This window comes from Streptomyces geranii, from assembly GCF_002954775.1.
GTDB lineage: Bacteria > Actinomycetota > Actinomycetes > Streptomycetales > Streptomycetaceae > Streptomyces > Streptomyces geranii.
Window position 1 is genome coordinate 37,293 of sequence record NZ_PJME01000042.1, and the last position, 26,371, is coordinate 63,663.

A 26,371-nucleotide genomic window follows, 5' to 3' on the forward strand; every position below is an offset into this window, starting at 1 on the left:
CAGTCCGGCGACGTCCGGCACGCTCCGTGACTCGCGGCTGCGCTCGAACGGGGGAGGACCCTCATGAGGCCGCCGGGCCCGCCCTCCAGGCGGACGACGGGACTTCTCGGACATGCCCCAGGGCTGCCCCGCAGGCTGCGGGGCAGCCCTGCCGCTGTTACGCGCCCTCCGCCACGGCTGCCTCCGCGGGCACCGGCTCCTTCTCCATGTCCAGTGGAGCCGTTCTCGGCGGCAACAGGCCCAGCACCGCCTGCCGCTGTGCGTCGCTCGTCGCGTCGTCGTGGGGGTCCGGGGTGGCCGGGACCTGGAGGCGGTGGACCGGGCCGGTGCCCAGGCGGGCGTAGCCGCGGCCCGGGGGCATCGCCTGGACCGGGGTCGTGTTCGGGGGAGCGCCCAGGACCGCCTCCAACTGGGCGGGGGACGCGGGGCCGAGGACGACACGCGCGCGTGTGTGCTGGCGTACGGCCTCGCTCAGGGTGTCCGTACCGTCGAACTGTTCCGCCACCACGACCGTGACGTTCGCCGCCCGGCCGTGCCGCAGGGGGACCTGGAGCAGGGACTGGGGGTCGGGGCGGCCGTCGGTGGCCGCCAGGTGCGCGAGGGTGCCAGGGCGGTCGAGGAGGAGCCAGAGGGGGCGGCGGGTGTCGTCGGGGAGCGGCTGGCCGGCCTGTCGGGCGTGGTTGGCCGTGATGAGGCGGCGTTCCGTCTCGTGGGAGGCCCATTCGAGGCTGGCCAGGGCGCCGGCGGGGGCGCACTCGACGGCAAGGACGCCGTCCCGGCCGGTCAGGCACGCGTACTCGCCGGTGCCGCTGCCGTCGACGATCAGGACGTCGCCGTACTGGAGGGCCTGGAGGGCGATCGAGCGCAGGAGTGTCGTCGTGCCGGTGCCGGGGTCGCCCATCACCAGGAGGTGCGGTTCGGTGGAGCGGGGGCCCGTGCGCCAGACGACCGGCGGGACGTCGCGCTGCTCCTCGCCGTGGCCGAGGGGGAGCGTGCGCTGCACCTGGGTGGGGTCGGTGAAGCCGAGCACCGTCTCGCCGGGGGACGTGACGAAACGCTGCGCGGCGATGTCGGTGGGGAGCGGCGGCAGGACCGTGACCGTGAGCTGGTTGCCCTCCTCGTCCCACGCGAAGTGGTACTCCCGGCCCCGGCCCGACTTGGCGTGCAGCAACTGCTCGATCCGCGCGCGGGAGCCCGCCTCGCCGTCGGTGAAGTACGCGGGGTAGCGCACCAGCAGGTGCGAGACGCGGCCGGTGCCGTCGAACTCGTACGCGGGGAAGGCCTTCTCCCAGTCGCCGCCGTGGGCGTAGAGGGGATCGGGGTCGTCGGGGGTGGAGAAGTAGGGGACCAGTGCCTCGTACAGGGACTGGAGGCGCTGGGTCTGGGACTCGTCGGGGCCCTCGGGCTCCACGGGGGCGCGGTCCCGGCCGTGCCAGGCCGCTGCCGCCATCACCGAGATGACGGCGAGCAGCGGGCCGTACGGCACGAGGGCCACGACCAGGACCATCGAGGCCACCATGAACAGCAGTGGCCCGCGCTTGTCCTTGGGCGTGTCGGCCCACTTGCGCCGGCCGGCCGCGGCCAGTCGGCGAAGACCCCGGCTGATCGTGATCAGCGGATGGAGGACGTCGGTCGCGCTGTCGGCCGCGGTCCGGGCCAGCTCCCGGCTCCGGGCGATCTGTGCGCTGCCGTTGCTCAGGATGCGGGGGAGGGGGCGCCGGGCCACTGCTGTCTCCTGGAGGTGCGTGCGGGCGGGAGGGACGTCAGAACTTGATTCCGCCGAGCAGGCTCGCCAGGCTCTCGCCGCCGGCCTTGATGCTCGGGGCGATGGCGGTGCTCGCCAGATAGAAGCCGAACAGCGCGGCGACGAAGGCGTGCGACGCCTTGAGCCCGTCCTTCTTGAAGAACAGGAAGACGATGATGCCGAGCAGAACGACGCCTGAGATGGAGAGGATCATGAGAGATCTCCTGGTGTGGTGGGGACAGTCACCATGAGTTCTTCCAGGATCACTGCATGTATCCATACGATAAAAGGTGCAATCGAGTGAATTTCGCCGGATTTCACCCGGCTGGCGGACCCGTCGGGTGTCATTCGCCGCGGTTCGGGCGCGCTGATCTTTGCCGCCGAGGTGTCGGGTCATGCGCCTGCCGAGCCAGTACTCTGACGATTCACCCGTACGGTTGTAACGAGAGGCGGTCCGGCCGATGAGCGAAGCCCCCGACCCGGAGGTCGTGGAGCTGGCGACCAAGGTCTTCGACCTGGCCCGGCAGGGGCAGACCGAGGCACTCGTGGCGTACGTCGACGCGGGCGTCCCGGCGGACCTCACCAACGACCGCGGCGACTCCCTGGTGATGCTCGCCGCCTACCACGGGCACGCGGACGCGGTCCGGGCGCTCCTCGCGCGCGGTGCCGACGGGGACCGGGTGAACGACCGGGGTCAGACCCCGCTCGCCGGGGCTGTTTTCAAGGGCGCGCAGGACGTCATCCAGGCCCTCCTGGAGGGTGGCGCCAACCCGGCCGCGGGCATGCCCTCGGCCGTCGACACCGCACGGATGTTCGGCAAGACAGAACTCCTTGAACTGTTCGGCGCACACTGAGCCGTACGCACTGACCAGCTGAGACACGGAAAACGGGGGAGGCGGAACGGGGCCGCCGGAAATACGGTCGCGGCAGCTTGAACAGCCGGGTCATCATGACGTCGTGATTCACGGACGCGATGGCTGGGCAGGTGTTGCCGCACCGCGCGGGCCGTGAGGCGGTCCGCATGGGCCCACCTACGAGAGGCAGAGGAAGATGGTCTACAGCAAGCAGGAAACGGCGGACGCTCCGACGTGTTGTCACGTGGCCAGGTAGAGCAAGATCCCGGTTGCGTCGACGCTTGATGTGAGGCTGTTTCCCATGTTCGATCCGGTCATAGCGCCCAGCGGTACGCTGCTCGGCCTGCTCCAGAGGGGCCGCGGCGACGGCACGCTGCACGCACTCACCGCACCGCGGACCGAGGCGCTCGCGGCACTGAACCAATGCGTGCTCCGCGACCCCCGCCACGACTGGCAGGTGGAGAACCGCTCCCTTTACTACGCCCGTCTCTATCTCGACCTCCATGGCGAGCTGGACGAGATCGAGGCCCATCTCTTCGACGCCGAGGACGTCCTCGACACCGACGAGTCACGCACCGGGCTCGCCCTCGCGGTCCTCGGCCACCTCGCCTCGTACGGCAGGCGCGACGCGCTCGTACTGCTGCGCAGGTACGCCGCCACGGGCACCAGCTGGGCCTGGGCGCTGGACGAGCTGGCGCTCAGGGACGACGACGCGGGGCTGCGCGCCCTCGCCGCCCCCGTGCTGGCCCGCTTCGGTACCGACGCGGAGGGCGAGGCCGAACTCGCCGCCGTCGTGCGGGACGCCTTCGAGCCACGGCCCTGGCGGCTGTGGGCCGACGATCCGCGCGAATCGGTCTCCACGCGCGTGCGTGCCGCCCAGGAGGCCGGCTGCTTCGACCGATGGCAACGCCAGATGCGACCGTCCGGGCCCCGCCCCGGCTGGAGCGTGCAGGCCGTCTTCGAATGGGCCCAGCAGGGCATCGACCGCGGCGCCGTGCTCCATGTGCCGGCCGCGCGCTGTCTGACGGCCGTGGCGGGCCCCGAGGACCGGCCGCAGATCCTGGAGGCGGCCCGCAGCGGCGGCGACGGCGCCCGCTGCACGGCGCTGCGCTATCTCGCGGACGGCAATGATCCCGACGCCCTCGGCCTGATCGAGGGCGCGGTCTCCGACGGCACGACGGCCGTCGTGGAAGCCGCCGTGGACGCATTCGAACGTATGCGCAGTATCGCCGCCGTCGACCACGCGCGCGGGTGGGTGCACCGGCCCGATCCCCTGGGCGCCGCCGCCGGACGGATGCTCGCCTGTCTGGGCGCCACCCGGGACAGCGACCTCGTCCTGGGAGCCCTCCGGGAGGCCGTACGGGGCGAAGGACCCGACGCGCCGACCCTGTGGACCCTGGTGGACGGCGCCGGACGGCTCGGGATCGTCTGCGCGGCCCCCGTCCTGCGCCATGTCTACCGCGAGACCGCCTCGTCCCATCTGCGCGGCCGGGCCGCCCGGGCCCTCGCCGCCACCGATCCCTCCTTCGCCGCGGGCTTCGCCGTCGAATGCCTGTGGGACTGCGAGGAGACCACCCGCGAGGTCGCCGCCCGGCACGCCGAGACCGGCGACGCCAGGGTCGTCGAACAGCTCCGCAGGCTCGCCGCCGACCCGGCCGAGGAGGCTGAGGTCCAGACCGCCGTAAGAAGCCGTATCGGGCCCGATTTCACCCGTCGTATGAACGGCGGATGACTCGGGGGTCAGGAGCGCGTGGACGCGCACCGACCCGCGAGGGGGCGGTGCGCAACGCTCATGGGACGTTTCCCGGCCGGAAAGATCGACGTTGACGCGAGCACGTCCAGTACGGCGACAACACCCCTATGCGTGTCGTCATCGTGACCGAATCCTTTCCCCCCGATGTGAACGGCGTGGCCCACTGCGCGCTCCAGACCGCCCGGCACCTCGTCGATCGCGGTCACGTTCCCCTCGTCGTCGCCCCGGCCACCGCCGCCGGGACCGGGCCCGACGCCTCGGCGCCGTGCCCCGTCGTCCGTGTCCCCTCCCTACCGCTCCCGGGCTACCCCCAGGTCCGCGTCGCCCTCCCCAGCCGACGCGTCGCCGCCGCGATCACCGAGCACCGCGCGGACATCGTCCACCTGGCGAGCCCCTTCATCCTCGGCGTGCGCGGCATGGCCGCCGCCGCCCGGCTCGGCATCCCCGCCGTGGCCGTCTACCAGACCGATCTGGCCGGATACGCTCGCACGTACGTTCATGCGGGTGAGGCGGCAGCCTGGCGCCGCATCCGCTCCGTCCACGCCGCCGCCGACCTGACCCTCGCGCCGTCCAGCGCGGCCCTGCACGACCTGGAGACGCACGGCGTGCCCCGGGTGAAGCTCTGGCAGCGCGGGGTGGACACCGTGCGCTTCCGCCCCGAACTGCGGGACGAGTCCATCCGCCGCGAACTCGCCCCGAACGGCGAGCTGATCGTCGGCTACGTCGGCCGGCTCGCCCCCGAGAAGCAGGTCGAACTCCTCGCCGGGGTCTGCGGCCTCGACGGCGTACGGGTCGTCGTCGTGGGCGACGGTCCCAGCGAGCCGGGACTGCGCGAGCAGCTGCCCGGGGCGGTCTTCCTGGGCCGCCGCACCGGCGACGAACTCGCCCGGATCTTCGCCTCGCTGGACGTCTTCGCGCACACCGGCCCCTTCGAGACCTTCTGCCAGACCGTGCAGGAGGCCATGGCGAGCGGCGTCCCGGTCGTCGCGCCCGCCGCCGGCGGACCGCTCGACCTGGTCGCCCACGGCCGCACCGGCTTGCTGGTCCCGCCGCGCGACGCGGCGGCCGTACGGGACGCGGTCTGGTCCCTGGCCGGTGACCCGGCGCTGCGGGCCGCGTACGGCGCCGCCGCGCGGGCGATGGTCGAGGGCCGCACCTGGGCGGCCGTCGGCGACCAGCTCGTCGGCCACTACGGCGACATCCTCACCGCGCGGACGGTGGTGGCGGCGTGAACGGCGAGCCCCCCTGCACCGCGACCGGCCCGCTGCGCATCGTCCGGCTGGCCAACTTCGTCGCCCCCGCCTCGGGCGGCCTGCGCACCGCGCTGCGCGAACTGGGCACCGGCTACCGGGCCGCCGGGCACGAACCCGTCCTCATCGTGCCCGGCGAGCGCGCGAGCGACCGCGACACCGAGCAGGGCCGTGTGATCACCCTGCCCGGCCCGCTGCTGCCCGGCACCGGCGGCTACCGCGTCCTCACCGACAAGCGGCGCGTCGCCGCCCTGCTCGAATCACTCGCGCCGGACCGCCTGGAGGTGTCCGACCGGACCACCCTCAGGTGGACCGGCCGGTGGGCGCGCAGGGCCCGCGTCCCCGCGGTGATGGTCTCCCACGAGACCGCCGACGGAGTCCTGCGCACCTGGGGCCTCTCGGAGAACCTCTCCCGGCGCGCAGCCGACGCCCTCAACGTCCGTACGGCACACACCTACGCGCGCGTGGTGTGCACCACCGAGTTCGCCGAGCGCGAGTTCGTCCGGATCGGCGCCCGCAATGTCGTACGGGCCCCGCTGGGCGTCGACCTGGTCCTGCGGCACCCGTCGCTGCGGGACCCGGAGCTGCGCGCCCTGCACGCGCGCGGGGACGAGACGCTCCTGGTGATGTGCTCCCGGCTGTCCGTCGAGAAGCGGCCGGGAACGGCCCTGGACGCCCTGGAGGCGCTCCTGCGGCGCGGGCACCGGACACGGCTCGTGGTGGCCGGGGACGGGCCGCTGCGGGCCCGCCTGGAGCAGCGGGCGCGCGAGCGCCGGTTGCCGGTCACCTTCCTCGGGCACGTCGCCGACCGGGCACTGTTGGGCGGACTCCAGGCGTCCGCCGACGTGTGCCTGGCCCCCGGGCCCGCCGAGACGTTCGGGCTCGCCGCGCTGGAGGCCATGGCCTGCGGTACGCCCGTGGTCGTCAGCGCGTCCTCCGCGTTGCCCGAGGTGATCGGCTCCGCCGGAGCCGTCGCGGCCGACGACGGTGAGGCCTTCGCGGACGCCGTACGGCTGCTGCTTGCACGGCCCGAGCGGGAGCGCCGGGAGACGGCACGCGCGCGTGCGGAGTGCTTCGGCTGGTCGGCCGCCGTGGAGGCGTTCCTCGCGGCGCACGACGCGCGGGTGCCGTCCGCCGGTGACGTGCCCGTGCGGCCCGTCGTGCCGGAGGGCGTCGCATGAGACCGCTGCGGTTCGTGGCGCTCGGCGACTCGCTGACCGAGGGCGTGGGCGATCGCGTGGACGACGGGTGGCGCGGCTGGGCCGCGCTGCTCGCCGGCGGGTTCGGCGACACGCCGGCCGAGTTCACCAACCTCGCGGTCAGCGGGGCCCAGACGCGTGACGTGCTGGAGAAGCAGACGCCGACGGGTCTCGGCCTCGAACCGGACGTCGTGTCCGTCGTCATCGGCGTGAACGACACCCTGCGCCGCACCTTCGACATCCACGCGGTGGCCGCCCGGCTCGACGAGGTCTACGCGGCCTTCACCGAGCGGGGCGCCCTCCTGCTCACGGCGTGCCTGCCCGACCCCGGGGCGATGCTGGGCCTGCCCGGCGTCCTGGCGAACCCGCTGGCCCGACGCCAACGGGCGGTCAACACGGTCGTCCACGCCCTCTCCGAGCGCTACGGCGCCGTGCATCTGCACGCCGCCGAGGGGGAGTGGCTCCGGGGGCGCGAGATGTGGAGCGCGGACCGGCTGCACCCCGGCGAGCAGGGCCATCGGCAGCTGGCGGTCCGCTTCCACATGCTGCTCACGGAGGCGGGCGTAGCGGACGGGGCGGGCCCGTCGGCCGCGCCGGAACGCCCCGCGCCCACCCGGTCGGCCAGTCTGCGCTGGCTGGCCACGGCGGGCACGGGCTGGGTGGCGCGGCGCTGCACCGACCTGCTGCCGCAACTGCTGCGGCTGGCCGCCCAGGAGGTCCGGCATCGCGCGCGGGGCACGAGCGCGCGTCTCGACCTGGGGGCGTCGCACGCCGTGGCGGCGGCCCTGGCCGCGTTGGCGGTCGGGGAGCACGGGGTCGGGCCGGACGTGGCGTAGAACTCGGGCGCCGGTCGGGACCGGAGGGGCCCGTGAAGCGAACGGCTGAGGCGAGCGGGGCGCACCCGGGTCCCCGCGTGGCGTGGTTGTCGTGGGGCTGGTTCGAGCGCGGGGGATGCTCTGGTGCACGGCGGCGGAGACGTCGTCCCGCCCTTCGCGGCGGGCGATGGGAGAGGGTCCGACCATGGCGCGGGGGAGCCCGCCCGGGCCCTTCGAGGCGACCTGGAACGCCCCGGGGCCGTCCCTCGCGCGAGGAACCCGAATCTGGGTGAGCCGAGCGAGGGGAGGCGAACGGGGCGAGGCGAGAGCGCGGAGCAGGCGCCCGACGGCCACGCGATCGGCAGGCATCGCGCCGCCCCCGGCTCCTTCTCCGGCGTGCGCCGCTGACAGGGCAGGCCCGCCCGGTCAGCGGCGGCGTACCGGCACGAACCTCACCGGGGTGCCCGGGGTCGCCTGACCTGCTGCGGGCAGGTCGGCTGTGCGGACGACGGCGATCACCGGGTAGCCCCCGGTGGTCGGGTGGTCGGCCAGGAAGACCACCGGTCTGCCGTCCGGGGGTACCTGGACCGCGCCCAGGACCATGCCCTCACTGGGGAGTTCGCCGGGAAAGGCCCTCTCCAGGGGTGGGCCTTCCGTACGCAGGCCAATGCGGTTGCTCGCCGAGGACACCCGGTACGTGGACGTCGTGAACGCGCGGAGGGCCGTCGGTGTGAACCAGTCGTCGCGGGGGCCGACCGTCACCCGGAGGACGAGTTCGGCCGGGGGCGCCGGTTGCGGCGCGACGTCCACGCGCGCGTGGACGCCGATCTCGTGGCCCAGGGGGAGCACCGCGCCGTGCGTCAGGGGCGGTGGGCCCAGGCCGGACAGCAGGTCGGTGGAGCGGCTGCCGAGGACGGGTTCGACGGTGACTCCGCCGGAGACGGCCACGTAGGTCCGTACGCCGGAGAGGGCCGTTCCGATGTCCAGCAGCGCGCCCGCCGACACCCGTACCGGAGCGCCCCAGGGCGCCGGGCGGCCGTCCACCGTGACCGGGCAGGGGGCGCCGCCGACCGCGACGGTGACCGCGCAGCGGGGGCGCAGGGAGCAGCCGTTGAGGGTGGTCTCCAGGACGGCTGCCCCGGGCGGGTTGCCGACCAGCCGGTTGACGAGCGCCGCCGCGGGCGCGTCCAGGGCGCCGGAGCGGGGCACCCCGAGATGGGCGTACCCGGGGCGTCCCAGATCCTGCACGGTGGTCAGCGCCCCGGCCCGTACGACGGCGAGGGCTCGGTCGGTCATCGGCATGCCACCCGCACGAAACGGACCCGGGTGCCCGGAGACAGCAGAGCGGCGGGCACGCGCGCGTGGTCCCACAGGACCGCGTCCGTCGTACCGATCAGCTGCCAGCCGCCCGGCGACGAACGCGGGTACACGCCCGTGTACGGGCCCGCCAGCGCCACCGAACCGGCTGGGACGGAGGTACGCGGGGTCGCGCGGCGCGGTACGTCGTAGCGGGACGGGAGGCCGGTGAGGTAGCCGAAGCCGGGTGCGAAACCGCAGAACGCGACCCGGAACTCGGTGTCCGCGTGGATGCCGGCCACCGCCTCCTCGGATACGCCCCACAGGGCGGCGACGTCGGCGAGGTCCGGGCCGTCGTAACGGACCCGGAGTTCGACGATCTCCTGGGTGAGGGGGAGCACCGGGGGCACCTCTGAGGCGGTCAGTTCGGCGGCCAGGCGGGCGGGGTCGGGGAGGCCGTCCAGGAGGACCGTACGGGCCGCGGGGACGATCTCCCGTACGGCCAGTGTGCCCTCCGCGCGGCGGCGCAGCAGTTCCGCGTGCAGGGCCTGGGCCTCCTCGCCGGAGGAGACCTCTACCAGCAGTGCGTCGTCGCCCAGGGGAAGCGCCCGCATGCCCTTCGTGCCGCTCATGCGAACGCCTCCACGCGGACGCCCGACGCCTCCAGCCGCTCCCGGACCCGGCGGGCCAGGTCCACCGCGCCCGGTGTGTCGCCGTGCACGCACAGGGAGCGGGCACGGACCGCGAGGGGCGTCCCCGAGCGCGCCGCGATCACTCCCGTCCGGGCGAGGGTCACGGAGCGGGCCACCACCGCCTCCGGGTCGGTCACCAGCGCCCCCTCCTGGCCGCGCGGCACGAGGGTGCCCTCGTCGGTGTACGCGCGGTCCGCGAACGCCTCCGTGACGGCCGGGAGGCCCGCCCCCTGGGCCAGTTCCAGCAGGCGCGAGCCCGGCAGCCCGAGCACGGGCAGGCTGCCGCCGGCCAGGAGCACACCGTCGATCACCGCCTTCGCCTGTTCCTCGTCGTGCACGGCACGGTTGTAGAGCGCGCCGTGCGGCTTGACGTACGACACGCGCGTGCCCGCCGCCCGTGCGAAGACCTCAAGGGCGCCGATCTGATAGGCCACCTCGGCCGTCAGCTCGTCGGACGGCACGTCCATCGCGCGCCGCCCGAACCCCGCGAGGTCGCGGTAGGAGACCTGGGCGCCGATCCGTACGCCGCGCCGGGCCGCCAGCTCGCACACCCGCCGCATGGTGACCGCGTCCCCCGCGTGGAAGCCGCAGGCCACGTTGGCGCTGGTGACGACGGACAGCAGCTGTTCGTCGTCGGTCAGCCGCCAGCGGCCGAAGCCCTCGCCGAGGTCGGCGTTCAGGTCGATCATTCCGGGACTCCTGTCACGCTTGTCGCGCTCCGGTCAGGCGACGCGGTACTGCTCGTCGCGGGTGTCGGTGAGGAACATCTGGCCCGGCGCGTGGGTGATGGCGAAGGGCGGGCGGGAGGCCATCACCGCGGCCTGCGGGGTCACTCCGCAGGCCCAGAACACCGGGATGTCGTCCGGCTGGAGCTCCACCGGATCGCCGAAGTCCGGACGGCCGAGGTCGTCGATGCCGAGCCCCGACGGATCGCCGCAGTGTACGGGGCTGCCGTGCACCGCCGGGAGCAGGCTGCTCTCCCGGATCGCCGCCGCCAGATGCTCGGGCGGCACCGGGCGCATGGACACGACCATGGGGCCGTGCAGCCGCCCCGCGGGCCGGCACTGACGGCCGGTCACGTACATCGGGACGTTGCGCCCCTGCTCGATGTGCCGGATCGGGACGCCCGCCTCCGCGAGCGCCCACTCGAAGGTGAAACTGCACCCGATGAGGAACGTCACCAGGTCCTCGCGCCAGTGCGCGAGCACGTCCGTGGGCTCCTCCACCAGTTCGCCGTCCCGCCAGACCCGGTAGCGCGGCAGATCGGTGCGCAGGTCCGCGCCCTCGGCGAGGACGGTCGTCCAGGAACCGGCGTCCGTGACGTCCAGGACCGGACAGGGCTTCGGGTTGCGCTGGCAGAACAGCAGCATGTCGTACGCCCAGTCCGCGGGCACCGAGATCAGGTTGGCCTGGGTGTGGCCTGCGGCGACGCCCGCGGTGGGGCCGGTCAGGCCCGTACGGAACCGGGCTCGCGCCGATTTCGGGCTCCACGCGTGCGCGTGCTCGTCGACGAGGGTCAAGGGGCGGTCTTCCGTACGGTTCACTGAAGTTCCTTCCCGCGGGTCTCCGGCAGCCCGAGCAGTGCCAGGGCGGCGATGCCGTATCCGATCGCGCCGAAGACCAGCGCGCCGCCCACACCCCAACTGTCGGCCAGGAAGCCGACCGTGGTGGGGAAGACGGCGCCGACGGCCCGGCCGGTGTTGTAGGTGAAGCCCTGCCCCGTGCCGCGTACGGCGGTCGGGTACAGCTCGCTCAGATAGGAGCCGAAGCCGCTGAAGATCGCAGACATACAGAACCCGAGCGGGAAACCGAGCACCAGGAGCAGGGTGTTGGCGCCGTTCGGGATGTTCGCGTAGGCCAGGATGCACAGCGCCGAGAGGACCGCGAAGAGCCAGATGTTGCGCCTGCGGCCGATCCGGTCGGTGAGATAACCGCCGGTCAGATAGCCGATGAAGGCCCCGGAGATCAGGAACGTGAGGTAGGAACCGGTGCCGACGACCGACAGCCCGCGTTCCGTCTTCAGGTAGGTGGGCACCCAGGTGGCGAGGGTGTAGTAGCCGCCCTGGACGCCGGTGGACAGCAGGACCGCGAAGAGTGTGACGCGGAGCAGCCCGGGCGATTCGGGCGTACCGCGCCGGAAGATCTCCTTGAACGAGCCCTTGTTGGGGTTCTTCTCGCGCTCGGCGACCGCCTTGGGCGCGTCCTGCACCGAGCGGCGCACCCAGACGACGAGCAGCGCGGGCAGCGCGCCGGTCCAGAACATCACGCGCCAGGCCAGGTCGTCGTCCAGGAACGTGAAGACCGTGGTGTAGACGATCACGGCCAGGCCCCAGCCCACGGCCCAGGAGCTCTGGATCGCGCCGAGCGTACGACCGCGGTGCTTCGGGCTCGCGTACTCGGCCACCAGGATCGCGCCGACGGCCCACTCGCCGCCGAAACCGAGGCCCTGGAGGGCGCGGAACACCAGCAGGGTCTCGTAGTTGGGCGCGAAGCCGCAGGCCACGGTGAAGACCGCGTACGTGATGACCGTGATCATCAGTGCCTTGACCCGGCCGATCCGGTCCGCGAGGACGCCCGCGCCGGCGCCGCCGATCGCCGAGACGACCAGGGTGACGGTGGTGAACAGCCCGGTCTGGCCGCTGTTCAGACCGAAGTACGCGGACAGCGCCACCATGCTGAGCGGCAGCGTGAAGTAGTCGTACGAGTCCAGGGCGTAGCCGCCGAACGCACCGCCGAAGGCTCGGCGACCGCGCGGGCCCAGCGCCCGCAGCCAGGCGAACGCGCCCTCGTCGACGGCGGGTTCACCCGCTCCGGGGAGCGTCTCGGCGGGCGGGGCCTGTGGTGGAGGGGTTGTGCTCATGGGCACCTCGCAGATGAGGGACGGAGGGTGCTTCAGGGATGAGCGGGCCGTGCGGGAGCGGTCGGCACCGGGTGGATACGACGGCGCCTGTCCAGCAAGGTAGAGGATCGTTGAACGATCCCTCAATACCTATGTTGTTTCGTTCTTGTATCTACGATTGAATTCCGGGCATGGCAGAGCAGTTGACGGGACTGGCCGACGACCGCGCGCTCCTCGGGCGCACCAGCACCGCCGAACGGGTGTCCGACATCCTCAGGAGCCGGATCGCCGACGGGTACTTCCCGCCCGGCACCCGGCTCTCCGAGGACAGCATCGGAGGCGCCCTCGGCGTCTCCCGCAACACCCTGCGCGAGGCGTTCCGGCTGCTCACGCACGAACGCCTGCTCGTCCACGAGCTGAACAGGGGCGTCTTCGTACGGGTCCTCACGGTCGAGGACGTCGAGGACATCTACCGCACCCGCGCCCTCGTCGAGTGCGCCGTCGTACGAGGGCTCGGGGAGCCGCCGTACGCCGTGGACAACCTCGCGGCGGCCGTCGACGAGGGGCAGCGGGCGGCGCGCGACGGTGACTGGAAAGTGGTGGGTACGGCCAATATCCACTTCCACGCCGAACTCGTCGCACTGGCCGGCAGCGCCCGCACCGACGAGCTGATGCGCAGCGTCTTCGCCGAACTGCGGCTCGCCTTCCACGTCGTGGACGATCCGCGCCGCCTGCACGAGCCCTATCTCGCACGCAACCAGCAGATACTGCGGGCCCTCCAGGCGGGCGACCGGGAGCGGGCCGAGGGGCTGCTTTCGGTCTATCTCGACGACTCCCTCGAACGGGTTGTCGAGGTCTACCGGCGGCGGGTCGGCGAGGACGGCTAGGAGAGCGGGCGGGACGGGCGATTTCCCGCTGACCTGCCCCGTGGCGCGGTGACGGCGGGTCGCTTCTGAGTCGTTTGGGTCGTTGTCAGACCGAGGACCTAGTCTGTGCAGCGTGACTTCGCCTGCATCGACGGACAGCGTTCCGCCCCAGCTCAGCGCGGGGCCGCGCCCCGCTCCGGGCCCGGCCGCCGACGAGGGACTGGCGCGTCGCCTGCGCGCGCTCGCCTGCACCGCACCGCTCCACGACCTGGACGCGCGCAAGGCGAACCTCGCGGGCGAGTACTCGGTGTACGGCATGGCGGAGGTGGCCCTCGCGGCCATCGACCTGGTCACCCTGAACATGGACTTCGACACCGGCGCCGACCACGACCAGATCGTCGCCCGCCTCATCCCGCGCATCGCCGCCCAGGCCCCGCAGCGCCCCGTCACCGAGCACGAGCGCGTGGCCCGCTGGGTCCTGGAGAACCTGATCAACGTCGGCAGCGTCGACCGCGGCTTCCGGGCCGTGTACGGCACGTTCGCACCGGACGGCACCTATGTACGCCGTGACTACGACTTCAAGCTGATCGAAGAGGTCCCCGGATACGGCGGAAGCGTCTACCTCCGTACGACGGACGAAGCGGTCAACGTGCTCGTCGGCGCCCTCGACACCGACGTCACCAGCGCCCAGATCGCCGCCGAGGTCAAGCTGGAGGTGCTCATCAGCCGGGGGCGACTGGCCGACGCCCAACTCGCCGCCGAGCAGGCCCGCTACCGCACCGTGCAGTACTCGGAGGTCCTGCGCCGGGCACTGGACGCGACCCGGCGGAACGTCCGCGCGGTGGACTGGCTCCAGACCGTCCCCGACATGATCGCCGAGGCGCTCGACCACGTCGCCGACCGGTACCGCCACGAGAACGCGATCCTGACCAACATCCGCAAGGCCCGGGACGAGTCCGAGGACGCCGAGCAGAAGCGGCGCGCGGCCGAACTCGTCGACATCGTCAAGGACTGCATCCGGCGGCACACCCAGCTCCAGTCCCGCCTCCTGGAGGCGGGCCCCCTGTTCCGCGCGGAACAGGACCGGCAGGCCTTCGCGACGCCGATGACGTCCTCGGGGATAGACCTGTACGGCCATCTGGTCGCCCCTGTCCTGCCGTTGCCCCTTGAGCGGGCGGTGCGGGTCACGGACGCGTTCTTCGCGCGCGGGACGGGGCTTCGGACGCCGGTGTCGGTCCGGGTCGGGGACCTCGTCGACATACTGCTGACCCCGCCGCTGGAGCGGGAGCATCTGGGTGCGGAGATGCCGGAGCCGGATCTGATCGCCAGGCCTGACGACAGCCGGTTCAGCGAGGAGCAGTTGGCGTCCGCGATGGAGTTGCTGGATCTGCCCGCGGACGCGCCCCGGCGGTTGTCTGGGTTGCTGGCGGAGGCGCGGCTCCGGGATGCGGAGCTTCCTTATCTGGTGGCGTTGTTGGCCGTTCACGCGGCCAGTCCGCCGGTGGGGACCGCTTATCGGCAGGGGGAGGAGAAGTTGTTGTTCGCTGTCGACGACGGGACGGAGTTGGACGATCCGGAGTTCGGTGGGGCCGATCTGATTGTGGGGATGGCCTTGCTGGACGCGGTGGGGATGGCTGCGGGCCGTTCTGAGGCGGCGTGATGGGGCTGAGGTTGTTGGTTGGCCGCGGATCCGTTGTGGCTGGTCGCGCAGTTCCCCGCGCCCCTAAAGGCAAACCTGCCTGCGCCCCCGTCAGCATGAACCGTAAGGAGTCTCACCCGTGAACGAGTCGGTCGACCGGAGTGAGCCGGAGGCTGTTGCCGCGCCGGCTGCCGCCGCTGCCGTCATCACTCCCGGCGATGCCGCCGACGCGGCGCGGCTGGTTGCCTTTGGGCTTCAGCCCAAGTTGCAGGCCGCTCGGGATCAGGAGTACGCCGAGTTGTTGCGGCGGTATCGCGAGGATCCGGCGTTCGCGCGGCTCGCCGACGCTGTTGCCGCCGGGCTCGGGCTGGTCGTGCTGGAGGTGTCCCCGCGCGCGGGGATGGCCGTCACCGCCGCCGAGGACTCCGTGTTCGCCGTGCGGATGGGCGACTACGCGCGTCGTACGTCCGCCGACGGCTCCGACCGGTTCCTGCACGGGCTCGCCCATCTCGCCGTCGCCGCCATGGCGTTTCCGCGACCCGAGGATCTCGCGGACGACGGGTACATCGGGCGCGTCACCGTCAACGGCGTCGAGGCCTTCGTCCGGCAGGCCTGTCGGCGGCTGGAGGAGCGGGCCGAGGAGCAGGGGGAGAACACCGACCCGGTGAGCGACGCTCCGGGGCTTGAGGCGGCCTGGCGGATCTGGATGAGACGCAGCGCGACCGGGGCCACCAAGGACGCGCGCAGACCGGCCAGTTCGACGACCGGCATCGTCGGCAAGGCCGTCGTCTTCCTCACCGACTCCGGCTTCCTCCAGCGGACCGGTGACGAAAACGGCGGTACGTATCGGACGACCGCCCGTTATCAGTTGCAGGTGCGGGACATGGCCGGGAACGCCGCCATGGCCGAACTGCTGGAGCTGGGCGTCGTACCGGTCACCGACGGCACGCCGACGCTGCTGCCCGCCGAGGACAGCGACGACCTGGAGCTGGTGGCCGACGCCGGACTGCCCTTCCACCACTCCTGACCGCCGCCCCGACGCCCGACCCACCGCCAACCCGACCCACCCCAACCCGACTACTCCCTTACGACTACGAGAGTCCGCCATGTACGAGCTGTCCCGGGTCCGCCTCTACTCCATCGGTCCTGCCGGTGCGCGCTACGCCGACACCGTGCTTGACCTGCGGGGTGTCGGCCAGCCGGTGCCCGACCCCGCGCCCACCCAGGCGGAGTTCTTCGCGGACGAGCCCGTCGGACCGCCGCGTCGGCCCGCGCCCGCGGGCGTGCTCTTCCTGGAGAACGGCGGCGGAAAGTCCGTACTCCTGAAGCTGATCTTCTCCGTGATGCTGCCCGGGCACCGCAACACCCTCGGTGGTGCCAGCTCCGGTGTGCTGCGGAAGTTCCTGCTCGCCGACGACTGCGGACATGTGGTCCTGGAGTGGCAGCACGTGCTCACCGGTGAGCTGGTGGTGGTCGGCAAGGCGAGTGAGTGGCGGGGGCGGCAGGTCTCCAACGATCCGCGGAAGTTCGCCGAGGCCTGGTACTCGTTCCGGCCGGGCCCGGGGCTGAGCCTCGACAACCTTCCCGTCGCCGAGTCCACCGCCGTACGGCCGCCGGTGGAGGGCGCCTCCGGGGCCCAGGGGCGGCGCCGGACGATGAAGGGCTTCCGGGACGCGATCACCGACGCGGGCAAGGCGTATCCGCATCTCGAAGTGCACTGGGAGGAGATCCACGACCGCTGGATCGAGCACCTCGGGGAGCTGGGCCTCGACCCCGAACTCTTCCGCTACCAGCGGGAGATGAACGCCGACGAGGGCGAGGCCGCAGGACTCTTCGCGGTCAAGAAGGACTCCGACTTCACCGACCTGCTGCTCCGAGCGGTCACCGACACGCGGGACACGGACGGGCTCGCCGACCTGGTCGGCGGCTTCGGCAACAAGCTGGGCCGACGGTCCGAACTGATTGCCGAACGGGACTTCACCGCCGGGTCCGTCGACCTGCTCGGACGGATCGTCGAGGCGGCGGAAACGCGGTCCCGCGCGCGGGACATCCACGCGGGCGCCGAACGGCGTACGCGCACACTCGCCCGGCGGCTGTCCGCGCGGGGCGTCCAGGAGCGCGTCCGGGCCGGCGACCTCGCCCAGCGGGTCACCGCCGCCGCGTACGCGGTCACGCACTCCGAGGGCGGGCGGGAGCGCAGCGCACTGATCGCCGCCGAACTCGCCTTCCGGCACGCCTCGCTGGCCCTCGCGGCGGCCGAGAAGACCGCAGCCGCGCAGAAGCGCGAACTCGCCGACGCGCGCACCATGCAATCCGCCTGGCAGGCCGCCGAGGTCTTCCTGCGGCACCGGGCCGCCGCCGACCGCTCCGCGCGCGTGGCCGTCGCGATCCGCGAGGCGGAGCTGGACGCGGCCCCGGCGCTCGCCGCCCGCGCCAAGGCCGCCGTGGACCTCGTACGGGCCCTGCACTCGGCGGCGGAGGGCGCGGAGGCGCTCGCCAACGAGGAGGAGGAGCGGTCCGCCGCCCTCCAGGAGATCGGCGAGGCCGCCCACCGGGACTCGACCGGCGCCGCCACCGAGGCACAGCGCGCCCGCAGCGAGGTCGGACACCTGCGGCAGCGGCTCAGCGAGGTCGAACAGGAGACCGCTGAGGCGGTGCGCGCGGGCTGGCTGGACGACAGCGCCCCCGACGCGGACCCCGCGCGGGCCGCGCTCGCCGCCAGCGACGCCGAGAAGTCGGCCGTCGAGGCCTGGGACACCGCTCGTGAGGCCTCCAGGCGGGCCTCCGAACACGCGCGTGAGGCTGCCTCCGCCGAGTCCCGCGCCGAGCTGACGGCCGCGCGGGCCGCGGACGCCGCCACGGCGGCCGAGCGCGCCTACGACGCCGAGCAGCGCACCGCCGAGGCCCTGGCGGCCGAGGAACGGCTCGCCGAGCTGCTGAACCTGCCCTCTGCGGGTGGTGCACGGCAGCGGGCCGCGCTGCCGCACCAGCACGGCGGGAGCGCGGGCGAGGGCAGCGGTACCGGTGCGGGCAGGAAGAGTGCGTCCGGGGCCCTCGACGAAGGTCACCTGACCCCCGAGGAACTCGACCGCTTCGCCGACGAACTCCGTGAGCTGCTCGACGACGGCGTCGCCTCCGCCGAGCGGCAGCTCTTCGAGCTGCGTACCACCGCCGCCGACGACGCCCGGATTCTCGGCGCCCTCGGTGACGGCGGGCTCCTGCCGCCCGGCCCCGACGTCCTGGCCACCGTCGAGTTCCTCGGCGAGCACGGCATCCCCGCGCTGCCCGGCTGGCGCTACCTCGCCCAGGCCGTCGACCCCGCCGACCACGCGCGCGTGCTGGCCGCCCGGCCCGAGCTGGTCGACGGCGTCATCATCACCGACCCCGGCACGCACGCGCGTGCCCGCGAGGCCCTCTCCGAGGCCGCCCTGCTGCCCCGGTCGGCCGTGGCCGTCGGTACGGCAGCCGCGCTGCTCGCGCCGACCCCGGCCCCCGGACCGGACGACGGCGACGTGTTCCTCGTACCGCCGAACCCGGCCATGCACGACGAGCACGCCGCCGACGAGGAGCGGCAGGCGCTGCGGGCCCGGGCGGGGGAGCGGGAGGAGGAGATCCGCACCCTCGCGGCGCGGCTCGGGAAGGACCGGGAGCTGGCCGCGCGGCTCGCCTCCTGGCGTACGGGCTGTCCGGCCGGGCGGCTCGTCGAACTGGCCCAGGCCGCGCACGACGCGCGTGCCTTCGCCGAGGAGGCCGAGGCCGAGCTGGCCGAGGCGCGGACCGTGCGGGCCGAGGCCGACGAGGTGGCCGGGGAGGCGTCCCGCGTCCGGGACGAGCGCCAGGAAGCCGCCCAGCGGGCCCGGCGCGCGGCCGACGCGCTCGCCGGACTGGCGTTCCGGCTGCGCGAACGCGCCGGCTGGCAGGTCAAGGTGCGTGAACTGGCCGACGAGGCCGTCGAGTCGGAGGCCCGCGCCCAGGTCTGTCTGGAGCGTGCCCGCTCCGCCGACGAGGACCGGCGGGCCGCCCAGCGCGCGGCCGACGACGCACGCCGCACGGCCCGCGCCCTGCGCGCCGAGCGCGCGGAGATCGCGGGCGCCCCCGACGACGTACCGGAAGCCGACGAGGAGGCCGCGAGGTCGTCGCTGCCCGCCCTCCGCGAGGCCTACCGGGCCGCCTCCCAGCTCTACGAGAAGGTCGGCGTCGGCGCCGACCTGCGGGCCGAGCAGGCGCGGGCCGAGAGCGACGAGAGCGCCGCGCGCGCGGAGCTGGACCGGCTCAGCAACAAGGTGCGTACGCGCGCCGAACAGATGCTTCTGTCGCCCGACGGGTCCGACGGGCCGTCCCGGCAGGCCGCCTCCGCGCGCGCGGAGGAGCTGGTGCAGCTCCTGGAGACCCGGGTGTCCACCGCCAGCGAGCAGCTCGGGCGGCTGCGCGGCGAGGCCGAGCGGCACGCGCCCGAGGACGGCGAGGCGCACACCGAGCTGGCCGAGGAACTCGTGCCGAGCGACGCCGAGCACGCCCAGACCCTGCTGCGCACCGCCACCGGCGAACTCGCCTCCCGTACCGAGGCGTTGACCCAGGCCCGTGAGGCGCACGCCGAACTGCTCGACTCCCACCGGGCGGCCGAGGACGCGGCGGGCGGGTTCGACGAGATCGCCGCCATGCTCCGCGACCTGCTGCGCGAGCACACCTCAGACGAGGACCAGGAGGCGCAGGAGCCCTACCCCGGCAGCCCCGAGGAGGCCCGCCACTCGGCCGCCGAGGCCCGCCGTTCCGTGCGCGGCTGCGCCGCAGACCTGTCCGCCGCCGAGGGCGCCGTGCGCGAGGCCAGCGACATCCTCGTACGGCATGCCAACTCCACGCGGTACGAGGCCGTACGCACCCCCGCCCGCCAGCAGATCCGCGAACTGCCCGCGTCCGCGCTGCCTGAGCACGCGCAGAAGTGGGCGGACGCCTTCGCGCCCCGACTGAGGGTGCTGACCGACGAGTTGGCGCAGCTGGAGCGGAACCGGGACTCGATCGTGGACCGGCTCCGCGGGCTCGTGGAGTCGGCGCTGGCCACCCTGCGGTCCGCGCAGCGGCTGTCCCGGCTGCCCGAGGGGCTCGGCGAGTGGTCAGGGCAGGAGTTCCTGCGCATCCGGTTCGAGGAGCCCGACCAGGCCACGCTCACCGAACGGCTCGGCGAGGTCATCGACGAGGCGACCAAGGCGGCCGTCAAGAAGAACTCCGACCTGCGCCGGGACGGCATGTCCCTGCTCCTGAGGGGAGTCGGCGCCGCCCTCCAGCCCAAGGGCATCGCCGTCGAGATCCTCAAGCCCGACGCCGTACTGCGCGCCGAGCGCGTGCCCGTCGGCCAGATGGGCGACGTCTTCTCGGGCGGCCAGCTGCTCACCGCGGCCATCGCCCTGTACTGCACGATGGCCGCCCTGCGCAGCAACGACCGGGGCCGCGACAAGCACCGCCACGCGGGCACGCTCTTCCTCGACAATCCGATCGGCCGCGCCAACGCGACCTACTTGCTGGAACTCCAGCGAGCGGTGTCGGACGCGCTCGGCGTCCAACTCCTCTACACCACCGGCCTGTTCGACACGACCGCCCTGGCGGAGTTCCCTCTGGTCATCCGCCTCCGCAACGACGCCGACCTACGCGCGGGCCTCAAATACATCAGCGTCGAGGAACACCTCCGCCCGGGCCTGCCGCAACAGGCCCAGGCGGGGGAGGGAGACGCCGTACACAGCGAGATCACGGCGACGCGCATGTTCAAACGCCCGACAACACAGCCAGCCCCCTCAGGGGCAACTCCCTAGGGGCGCGGGGAACTGCGCGACCAGCCACGATGGCGCAGCAGTTCCCCACCCACGCGCACCCCTAGACGTCCCCCTTCAAAAGGTCCGCACATTTCTCCCCGATCATCATCGTCGTAATACACGGGTTCACGGACACCAACTCCGGCATCACAGACCCGTCAGCAACCCGCAACCCGTCAACCCCCTTGACCCGCAACCGCGCGTCCAGCGGAGCCGACGCATCGTCATCCGCGCCCATCTTCACCGTGCAGGCAGGGTGATAAACGGTGTTGTGGGTCTTGTGGATGTAGTCCAGCAGCTCCGAGTCCGTCCGGACATCGGGCCCGGGCGCCAACTCCGCCCCCGCCCACCCGCTCAGCGCGGGCTGCGCGGCGATACGACGCGCCAGTTTCAGCCCGTACGTCATCACGCGCGCGTCGTGCTCGTGCGTGAAGTACCGCGGATCGACCATCGGCTTGTCCCGGTAGTCGCGGGTGCGCAGCCGCACCGTGCCGCGCGACTTCGCGCGGGTCACGTTGGGCGTGAGGCAGAACGCGTTCTCCGAGGTCGGATAGCCCCAGCGCGAGGTGTTCATGTCGAACGGCACCGAGCCGTAGTGGAACATCAGGTCGGGCCGGTCCAGGCCCGGTTCGGTGTCGTAGAAGATGCCCGCCTCCCACCACTGACTGGACGTCGTGGTCATCGGCTGCCTGGCGTCCCACATGATGACGCCCTCGGGGTGGTCCTGGAGGTTCTCGCCGACGCCCGCCGAGTCCACGACCACCTCGACGCCCACCTCGCGCAGCTGCTCGGCCGGTCCGATGCCGGACAGCATCAGCAGCTTCGGGGTGTCGATCGCCCCGCACGACACGACGACCTCGCGGCGCGCCCGTACGGTCCTGGTGTGGATGAGATCCGGGTCGAGGTACTCGGCGCCCACGCACCGCCGCCCGTCCAGCACGAGCCGCTTCGCCCGAACGCCCGTACGCACCTCAAGGTTCGGCCGCTTGTCCATGACCGGGTGGAGATAGGCGACGGAGGACGACTGACGGATGTTGTCCTCGTCGGAGTTGATCTGGAACCAGTTGGCGCCGCGGACCACGGTGGTGCCGGAGTTGAAGGGCGTGGTAGGGATGCCCGCCTGTGCGCACGCCTCCAGCAGGGCGTTGCCGCACGGGTCCTCGCTCTTCAGCGTACGGAGCTTCACCGGGCCGGTGCGGCCGTGGTGGTCGCCGGGGGCGTCGTTGGTCTCCAGGCGCCGGTAGAGCGGGAAGAGGTCGGCCGCGCTCCAGCCCGTACAGCCCGCCGCCGCCCAGTCGTCGAGGTCCTCGGCCGGGGCCCAGAAGGCGATGCAGGAGTTGTGGGACGAGCAGCCGCCGAGCACCTTCGCGCGGGCGTGCCGCATGAAGCTGTTGCCGCTGGACTGCGGTTCGACCGGGTAGTCCCAGTCGTAGCCGGACTCCAGCAGGCCCATCCAGCGCTCCAGCTTGAGGACGTCGTCGTCGCCGACGTCGCTCGGGCCCGCCTCCAGCACGCACACCGTGACGGACGGATCCTCCGAGAGCCGCGCGGCCACCACGTTGCCCGCGGTGCCGCCGCCGACCACGACATAGTCGAACTCATCGGTGTCCATGGGGGTGTTGTCCATGAGTGACTGACCTCCTTCAGTCGGCCGCCGGAGCGGAGAGGGGACCGGTCGACCCGGCCGAGGGATCCTCAAGACGGTGTCCGGCCAGCACACCTGTCCGGTGCCGCTGGATGAACCAGTAATAGGCGAAGCCGCCGCCCGCGATGATCGCGACGAACAGCACCGCGCCCCACTGGAGGTACCAGTGGAAGGGGGCGGTCGCGTTGTAGACCTCGGCGCGCGGCCAGATCAGGTTGGTCGTCATGGCGGCGCCCCAGACGACGGCGCCGATGTTGACGAGCAGGCCCCAGCGGCCCAGCGAGAACTTGCCGTCACCGGCGGGCTGCCACTTGCCGCGCAGCCGCGCCACCAGCATGGGCGCGGTCACGCCCAGATAGGCGAGGTAGATCATGATGATGCCGATGCTGGTCACGACGGTGAAGATCTGCGGCTGGCGGATGTTGACCACCAGGATTCCCAGCGCCAGGACACCGATGACCACGGCGGGCAGCACCGGCGTCTGGAAGCGCGGGCTGACCTTCGCGAGCAGCGAGGACGCGGGCAGGTTGTTGTCGCGGGCCATCGCGAACGCCAGCCGGATCGCCGCCGTGTGGACGGCGAGCGCGCAGACGGTGACCGCGATCAGCACGCACCACAGCATCGCCTTGCCGGCCGTGGACCCGAGGACGTCGAGCACGATGTACTGCAGCCCGTCCGTGGACAGCTTCTCGCCCTTCAGGCTGGAGACGCTCATCAGGGCGAGCAGCAGAATCAGGCCGCCGAGGACGAAGGAGGCGACGATCGCCCGGATGATCGCGCGCGGCGCGTTCCGGGACGGGTTCACCGACTCCTCGCCGAGCGAGGCGGCCGTGTCGAAGCCGTACATGACGTACGCCGACGCCAGCGAGGCCACCAGGAACGCGCCGAGGTAGCCGGCGCTGTGGTCCGCGCCCGTGCCGTTCGTCTCCATGACCACCTGCGGACCGCGTGTGATGTGCACGGCGAACAGGACGATCAGTACGACGGTGGCGACCAGCTCGATGAAGACACCCGCCGTGTTGATCGTGGCCATCAGCTTGACGCCGAAGGCGTTCACCACGGTGGTGAACAGGATCAACACCCCGGCCAGGATCACCGCGTTGGTCGCCACGTCGTACTTGCCGGTGCCGTCCCCGACGATCTGGAAGACGTGCGAGATCTGCGGCAGCGTCAGCTGGTAGGCGAGCGCCACCGCTGCGATGGACACGATCGAGGCGATCAGCATCATCCAGCCGGCCAGCCAGCCCAGATGCGGATTGCCGATCTTCTTCGACCAGTTGTAGACCGAGCCGGCCACGGGATAGCGGGCGGCCAGCTCCGCGAAGCAGAGGGCGACCATGAACTGGCCGACGAACACCATCGGCCACGACCACCAGTAGGCGGGGCCGCCGCTGCCGTAGCCGAAGTAGAACAGCTGGAAGGTGCCGGTCAGGATCGAGATGTAGCTGATCCCGGCCGCGAAGGTGTGGAAGTTGCCCAGGGTGCGCTTGAGTTCGGGCTTGTAACCGAACTCGGCGAGTTCGGCGTCGTCGGTGTGCCCTGGGCCTGTGGGTTTCTCGGTTGCGGACATGAGCGGACTCCTGGTGGGCCTGGGGGAGGGGAGGGTGACGTACCGGGAGCGATGTACAACAGGTGTGCTGGGTGAAGTGCGTGCCGGGCGAGGGGGGTTACGAGAACCAGCCCTGCGGCGAGGGATCGGTGTTCCGCCAGATGTGCTTGGCCTCGCGGTACTCGGCGAGTCCGGCGGGCCCGAGTTCGCGGCCGAAGCCGGACTGCTTGTAGCCGCCCCACTCCGCCTGGGGGACGTACGGGTGGTAGTCGTTGATCCACACCGTGCCGATGCGGAGGCCGGCCGCGACCCGCCGCGCCTTGGCCTCGTCGGTGGTGAAGACGCCGCCGGCGAGCCCGTACACGGTGTCGTTGGCGAGCCGCACGGCCTCCGCCTCGTCCGTGAACCGCTCCACGGTGAGCACCGGACCGAACGACTCCTCCTGTACGACGGTCATGCGGGCGTCGCACTCGTCGAGCACCGTCGGCGGGTAGTAGAAGCCGTCGTCGAGTCCCTCGGGGCGGGCCCCGCCGCAGCGCAGCACCGCGCCCTCGGCCAGGCCCTGTGCGACGTACGCCTCGACCTTCGCGCGGTGGGCCTCGGAGATCAGCGGGCCGGTCTGCGCCTGTTCGTCGAACGGGCCGCCGAGCCTGATCAGTTGGGCCCGCCGGACGACCTCGTCGACGAACCTGTCGTGCAGCGAGTCCTCGACCAGCAGCCGGGCCCCGGCCGAGCAGACCTGCCCGGAGTGCAGGAACACGGCGGTGAGCGTCATGTCGACGGCCGTGTCGAAGTCGGCGTCGGCGAACACGATGTTGGGGTTCTTGCCGCCGAGTTCGAGCGCGACCTTCTTCACCGTCCCGGCCGCGGCGGCCATCAGACGGCGGCCGGTCAGGAGGCCGCCGGTGAAGGAGAGGAGGTCGACGTCCGGATGGTCGCCGAGCGGTGCGCCCGCCTCCGGACCGGCGCCGAGGACGAGGTTGGCCACGCCCGCGGGCAGTCCGGCCTCGTCGAGCAGCCGCATCAGGTGGATCGCGGTGTGCGGGGTCAGCTCGCTCGGCTTGAGGACGAAGGTGTTGCCGGCCGCGAGCGCGGGGGCGACCTTCCACGCGGTCTGGAGGAGCGGATAGTTCCATGGGGTGATGAGCGCGCAGACGCCGACCGGCTCGTACACGACCCGGCTGTCCACGCTCGGCGAGCCGGTGTCGATGACCCGCCCGGTCTCGCCCGCCACGAGCCGGCCGAAGTAGCGGAAACAGTTGACGATGTCATCGATGTCGTACGCGCTCTCCACCAGGCGTTTCCCGGTGTCGAGGGACTCCGCGCGGGCCAGCTCGTCCTTGTCGCGGACCATCAGGTCGGCGACCCGCAGCAGGAGGTCGCCGCGCTCGCTCGCCGGCGTACCCGGCCAGGGGCCCTCGTCGAAGGCACGGCGGGCGGCGGCGATGGCCTCCACCGTGTCCTTGCCGCCCGCCTCGTCGACGACACCGACCAGTGAGCCGTCGGCGGGACAACGGATCTCCCGGGTGCGCTCGTCGAGCGCGGACCTCCACGCACCGCCGATGAAGAGTTCGGGCATGTTCTTGTTCCTCCTGGTCAGCGCCGTACGGAGGCGCCCTTGCGGCTGTGCGCCTCCCCGGCCGACAGGGATTCATGCCGAATGTGATCTTCGACACGTCGGCTGGGGTGCTCGTCCAGCACCAGCACACCACCGTTCGCGCGCCACCGCGATGCCGTGGCACCCGCCGGGCGTACGCGGCTCGACCAGAGGCCACAAGGGCCTCGGCGGCCTCAGGAGTGCGACAGCTGCCCGGAACCGCCGCCCTGCCTGCGTATCCGCTCCTGCGTCCTGGCCGCCGCGCGGACCTGCCGCCGGACCTTGCGGCGCTCACGGCGCAGTGCGCGCGCCGTGCTGCTCGGGGTCGACACCACGCCGTTGCGCTGGTTCCAGACCTGGCGGGTCACCCATACGTCGAGCGCGGCCCAGGTGGCCACCACCGTGCTCGCCACGCTGCTGATCACCATCGGGAAGGCCAGCCAAGACTCGGCCAGCGTGCACAGGAAGGCCACCATCGCCTGGATCAGCGTGACGGCGATGATCAGCACCGCCCACACGGCCGCCGTACGCACCGGATCCGGCAGCCTGCGCCGGCGCGCGGTCTCCTCCACCCACAGCTGCCGGTAGGCCGGCTGTGCCCTCGTGCCCCCGTCGGCCGCGAGGCCGTCATCCGGCGCCGCCGGACGGCCGACCGCCGCCAAGGGTGCCGCAACGTCGTTCCCGAGCGCTTCGCGTCGTTCCGCCGTGCCCATCACGTGTCACTCCCCACCGCCCAGCACACCGCCCGTCCCGGTGTCTGTGGACACCGGCTCCCCAGTGGTTGCCCGGCTTGCACTCTTCTACGCCGCCCGGAAGCGGGTTGCGGACC

General features: G+C 72.5%; 20 protein-coding genes. 9 read left to right on the top strand and 11 right to left on the bottom strand.

Going from position 1 to position 26,371, the window contains the following annotated elements:
- Positions 1-157: 157 nt before the first annotated feature.
- Positions 158-1,726: an ATP-binding protein gene (locus CW359_RS34435; protein ID WP_105974143.1), complete on the bottom strand. Its 1,569-nt coding sequence runs from the start codon at positions 1,724-1,726 to the stop codon at positions 158-160.
- A gap of 37 nt (positions 1,727-1,763) precedes the next feature.
- The gene (locus CW359_RS34440) at positions 1,764-1,958 is read right to left on the bottom strand and encodes a hypothetical protein (RefSeq protein ID WP_105974144.1); all 195 of its coding nucleotides are present in this window, start codon (positions 1,956-1,958) and stop codon (positions 1,764-1,766) included.
- 247 nt (positions 1,959-2,205) lie between these two features.
- On the opposite strand from CW359_RS34440, the gene CW359_RS34445 reads away from it, so the two are divergent.
- From CW359_RS34445 to CW359_RS34465, 5 genes are all read left to right on the top strand, one after another.
- Positions 2,206-2,598 (top strand): ankyrin repeat domain-containing protein, encoded by a 393-nt coding sequence (locus CW359_RS34445; protein WP_105974145.1) that lies wholly within the window; start codon positions 2,206-2,208, stop codon positions 2,596-2,598.
- 301 nt (positions 2,599-2,899) lie between these two features.
- Positions 2,900-4,330, top strand: coding sequence for a HEAT repeat domain-containing protein (locus tag CW359_RS34450; RefSeq protein WP_105974146.1), 1,431 nt, complete (start codon positions 2,900-2,902; stop codon positions 4,328-4,330).
- Between the two features lie 128 nt (positions 4,331-4,458).
- On the top strand, positions 4,459-5,583 hold the full coding sequence (locus CW359_RS34455) for a glycosyltransferase family 4 protein (RefSeq protein WP_105974147.1): 1,125 nt from the start codon (positions 4,459-4,461) through the stop codon (positions 5,581-5,583).
- Positions 5,580-6,782, top strand: coding sequence for a glycosyltransferase (locus CW359_RS34460; protein WP_198655500.1), 1,203 nt, complete (start codon positions 5,580-5,582; stop codon positions 6,780-6,782). The genes CW359_RS34455 and CW359_RS34460 overlap by 4 nt, the downstream gene beginning before the upstream one ends.
- Entirely contained in the window at positions 6,779-7,636 is an 858-nt protein-coding gene (locus CW359_RS34465; RefSeq protein WP_105974148.1) for an SGNH/GDSL hydrolase family protein, read from the top strand. The genes CW359_RS34460 and CW359_RS34465 overlap by 4 nt, the downstream gene beginning before the upstream one ends.
- A gap of 405 nt (positions 7,637-8,041) precedes the next feature.
- Here CW359_RS34465 and CW359_RS34470 read toward each other — a convergent pair whose 3' ends face one another.
- Genes CW359_RS34470 through CW359_RS34490 form a run of 5 tightly spaced genes read right to left on the bottom strand, consistent with a single transcriptional unit; the run spans position 8,042 to position 12,463 of the window.
- Entirely contained in the window at positions 8,042-8,911 is an 870-nt protein-coding gene (locus CW359_RS34470; RefSeq protein WP_105974149.1) for a 5-oxoprolinase subunit C family protein, read from the bottom strand.
- A complete protein-coding gene (locus CW359_RS34475; RefSeq protein WP_105974183.1) occupies positions 8,908-9,525 on the bottom strand; it encodes a 5-oxoprolinase subunit B family protein in 618 nt (205 codons plus the stop codon). Before CW359_RS34475 ends, CW359_RS34470 begins: the two co-directional genes overlap by 4 nt.
- Before the next feature lie 14 nt (positions 9,526-9,539).
- A complete protein-coding gene (locus CW359_RS34480) occupies positions 9,540-10,292 on the bottom strand; it encodes a LamB/YcsF family protein (protein ID WP_105974150.1) in 753 nt (250 codons plus the stop codon).
- A 33-nt stretch (positions 10,293-10,325) separates the two neighbouring features.
- On the bottom strand, positions 10,326-11,147 hold the full coding sequence (locus CW359_RS34485) for a putative hydro-lyase (protein WP_105974151.1): 822 nt from the start codon (positions 11,145-11,147) through the stop codon (positions 10,326-10,328).
- Complete coding sequence (locus CW359_RS34490; RefSeq protein WP_105974152.1) at positions 11,144-12,463, bottom strand: MFS transporter; 1,320 nt, start codon at positions 12,461-12,463, stop codon at positions 11,144-11,146. Before CW359_RS34490 ends, CW359_RS34485 begins: the two co-directional genes overlap by 4 nt.
- A gap of 170 nt (positions 12,464-12,633) precedes the next feature.
- On the opposite strand from CW359_RS34490, the gene CW359_RS34495 reads away from it, so the two are divergent.
- The 4 genes from CW359_RS34495 (at position 12,634) to CW359_RS34510 (ending at position 20,751) form a co-directional block, all read left to right on the top strand.
- Positions 12,634-13,329 (top strand): GntR family transcriptional regulator, encoded by a 696-nt coding sequence (locus CW359_RS34495; protein ID WP_105974153.1) that lies wholly within the window; start codon positions 12,634-12,636, stop codon positions 13,327-13,329.
- Positions 13,330-13,441: 112 nt separating this feature from the next.
- Positions 13,442-14,968, top strand: coding sequence for a hypothetical protein (locus tag CW359_RS34500; protein WP_105974154.1), 1,527 nt, complete (start codon positions 13,442-13,444; stop codon positions 14,966-14,968).
- A gap of 118 nt (positions 14,969-15,086) precedes the next feature.
- Positions 15,087-15,974, top strand: coding sequence for a hypothetical protein (locus CW359_RS34505; RefSeq protein WP_105974155.1), 888 nt, complete (start codon positions 15,087-15,089; stop codon positions 15,972-15,974).
- A 79-nt stretch (positions 15,975-16,053) separates the two neighbouring features.
- Positions 16,054-20,751 (top strand): coiled-coil domain-containing protein, encoded by a 4,698-nt coding sequence (locus CW359_RS34510; protein ID WP_105974156.1) that lies wholly within the window; start codon positions 16,054-16,056, stop codon positions 20,749-20,751.
- A gap of 61 nt (positions 20,752-20,812) precedes the next feature.
- On the opposite strand, the gene CW359_RS34515 is transcribed toward CW359_RS34510, so the two are convergent.
- From CW359_RS34515 to CW359_RS34530, 4 genes are all read right to left on the bottom strand, one after another.
- Entirely contained in the window at positions 20,813-22,363 is a 1,551-nt protein-coding gene (locus CW359_RS34515) for a GMC family oxidoreductase (protein ID WP_105974184.1), read from the bottom strand.
- 31 nt (positions 22,364-22,394) lie between these two features.
- Positions 22,395-23,966, bottom strand: a complete 1,572-nt coding sequence (locus CW359_RS34520; RefSeq protein WP_105974157.1) for an APC family permease — start codon at positions 23,964-23,966, stop codon at positions 22,395-22,397.
- A gap of 97 nt (positions 23,967-24,063) precedes the next feature.
- Positions 24,064-25,524, bottom strand: coding sequence for an aldehyde dehydrogenase family protein (locus CW359_RS34525; protein ID WP_105974158.1), 1,461 nt, complete (start codon positions 25,522-25,524; stop codon positions 24,064-24,066).
- 212 nt (positions 25,525-25,736) lie between these two features.
- Positions 25,737-26,255: a hypothetical protein gene (locus CW359_RS34530; RefSeq protein WP_105974159.1), complete on the bottom strand. Its 519-nt coding sequence runs from the start codon at positions 26,253-26,255 to the stop codon at positions 25,737-25,739.
- Positions 26,256-26,371 lie beyond the last annotated feature (116 nt).

Coding starts and splice junctions, on each gene's coding strand:
- CW359_RS34475 (WP_105974183.1), bottom strand. CDS start 9,525: ATGCGGGCGCTTCCCCTGGGCGACGACGCACTGCTGGTAGAGGTCTCC.
- CW359_RS34530 (WP_105974159.1), bottom strand. CDS start 26,255: ATGGGCACGGCGGAACGACGCGAAGCGCTCGGGAACGACGTTGCGGCA.
- CW359_RS34450 (WP_105974146.1), top strand. CDS start 2,900: ATGTTCGATCCGGTCATAGCGCCCAGCGGTACGCTGCTCGGCCTGCTC.
- CW359_RS34520 (WP_105974157.1), bottom strand. CDS start 23,966: ATGTCCGCAACCGAGAAACCCACAGGCCCAGGGCACACCGACGACGCC.
- CW359_RS34510 (WP_105974156.1), top strand. CDS start 16,054: ATGTACGAGCTGTCCCGGGTCCGCCTCTACTCCATCGGTCCTGCCGGT.
- CW359_RS34440 (WP_105974144.1), bottom strand. CDS start 1,958: ATGATCCTCTCCATCTCAGGCGTCGTTCTGCTCGGCATCATCGTCTTC.
- CW359_RS34480 (WP_105974150.1), bottom strand. CDS start 10,292: ATGATCGACCTGAACGCCGACCTCGGCGAGGGCTTCGGCCGCTGGCGG.
- CW359_RS34455 (WP_105974147.1), top strand. CDS start 4,459: ATGCGTGTCGTCATCGTGACCGAATCCTTTCCCCCCGATGTGAACGGC.
- CW359_RS34470 (WP_105974149.1), bottom strand. CDS start 8,911: ATGACCGACCGAGCCCTCGCCGTCGTACGGGCCGGGGCGCTGACCACC.
- CW359_RS34490 (WP_105974152.1), bottom strand. CDS start 12,463: ATGAGCACAACCCCTCCACCACAGGCCCCGCCCGCCGAGACGCTCCCC.
- CW359_RS34445 (WP_105974145.1), top strand. CDS start 2,206: ATGAGCGAAGCCCCCGACCCGGAGGTCGTGGAGCTGGCGACCAAGGTC.
- CW359_RS34495 (WP_105974153.1), top strand. CDS start 12,634: ATGGCAGAGCAGTTGACGGGACTGGCCGACGACCGCGCGCTCCTCGGG.
- CW359_RS34465 (WP_105974148.1), top strand. CDS start 6,779: ATGAGACCGCTGCGGTTCGTGGCGCTCGGCGACTCGCTGACCGAGGGC.
- CW359_RS34515 (WP_105974184.1), bottom strand. CDS start 22,363: ATGGACACCGATGAGTTCGACTATGTCGTGGTCGGCGGCGGCACCGCG.
- CW359_RS34525 (WP_105974158.1), bottom strand. CDS start 25,524: ATGCCCGAACTCTTCATCGGCGGTGCGTGGAGGTCCGCGCTCGACGAG.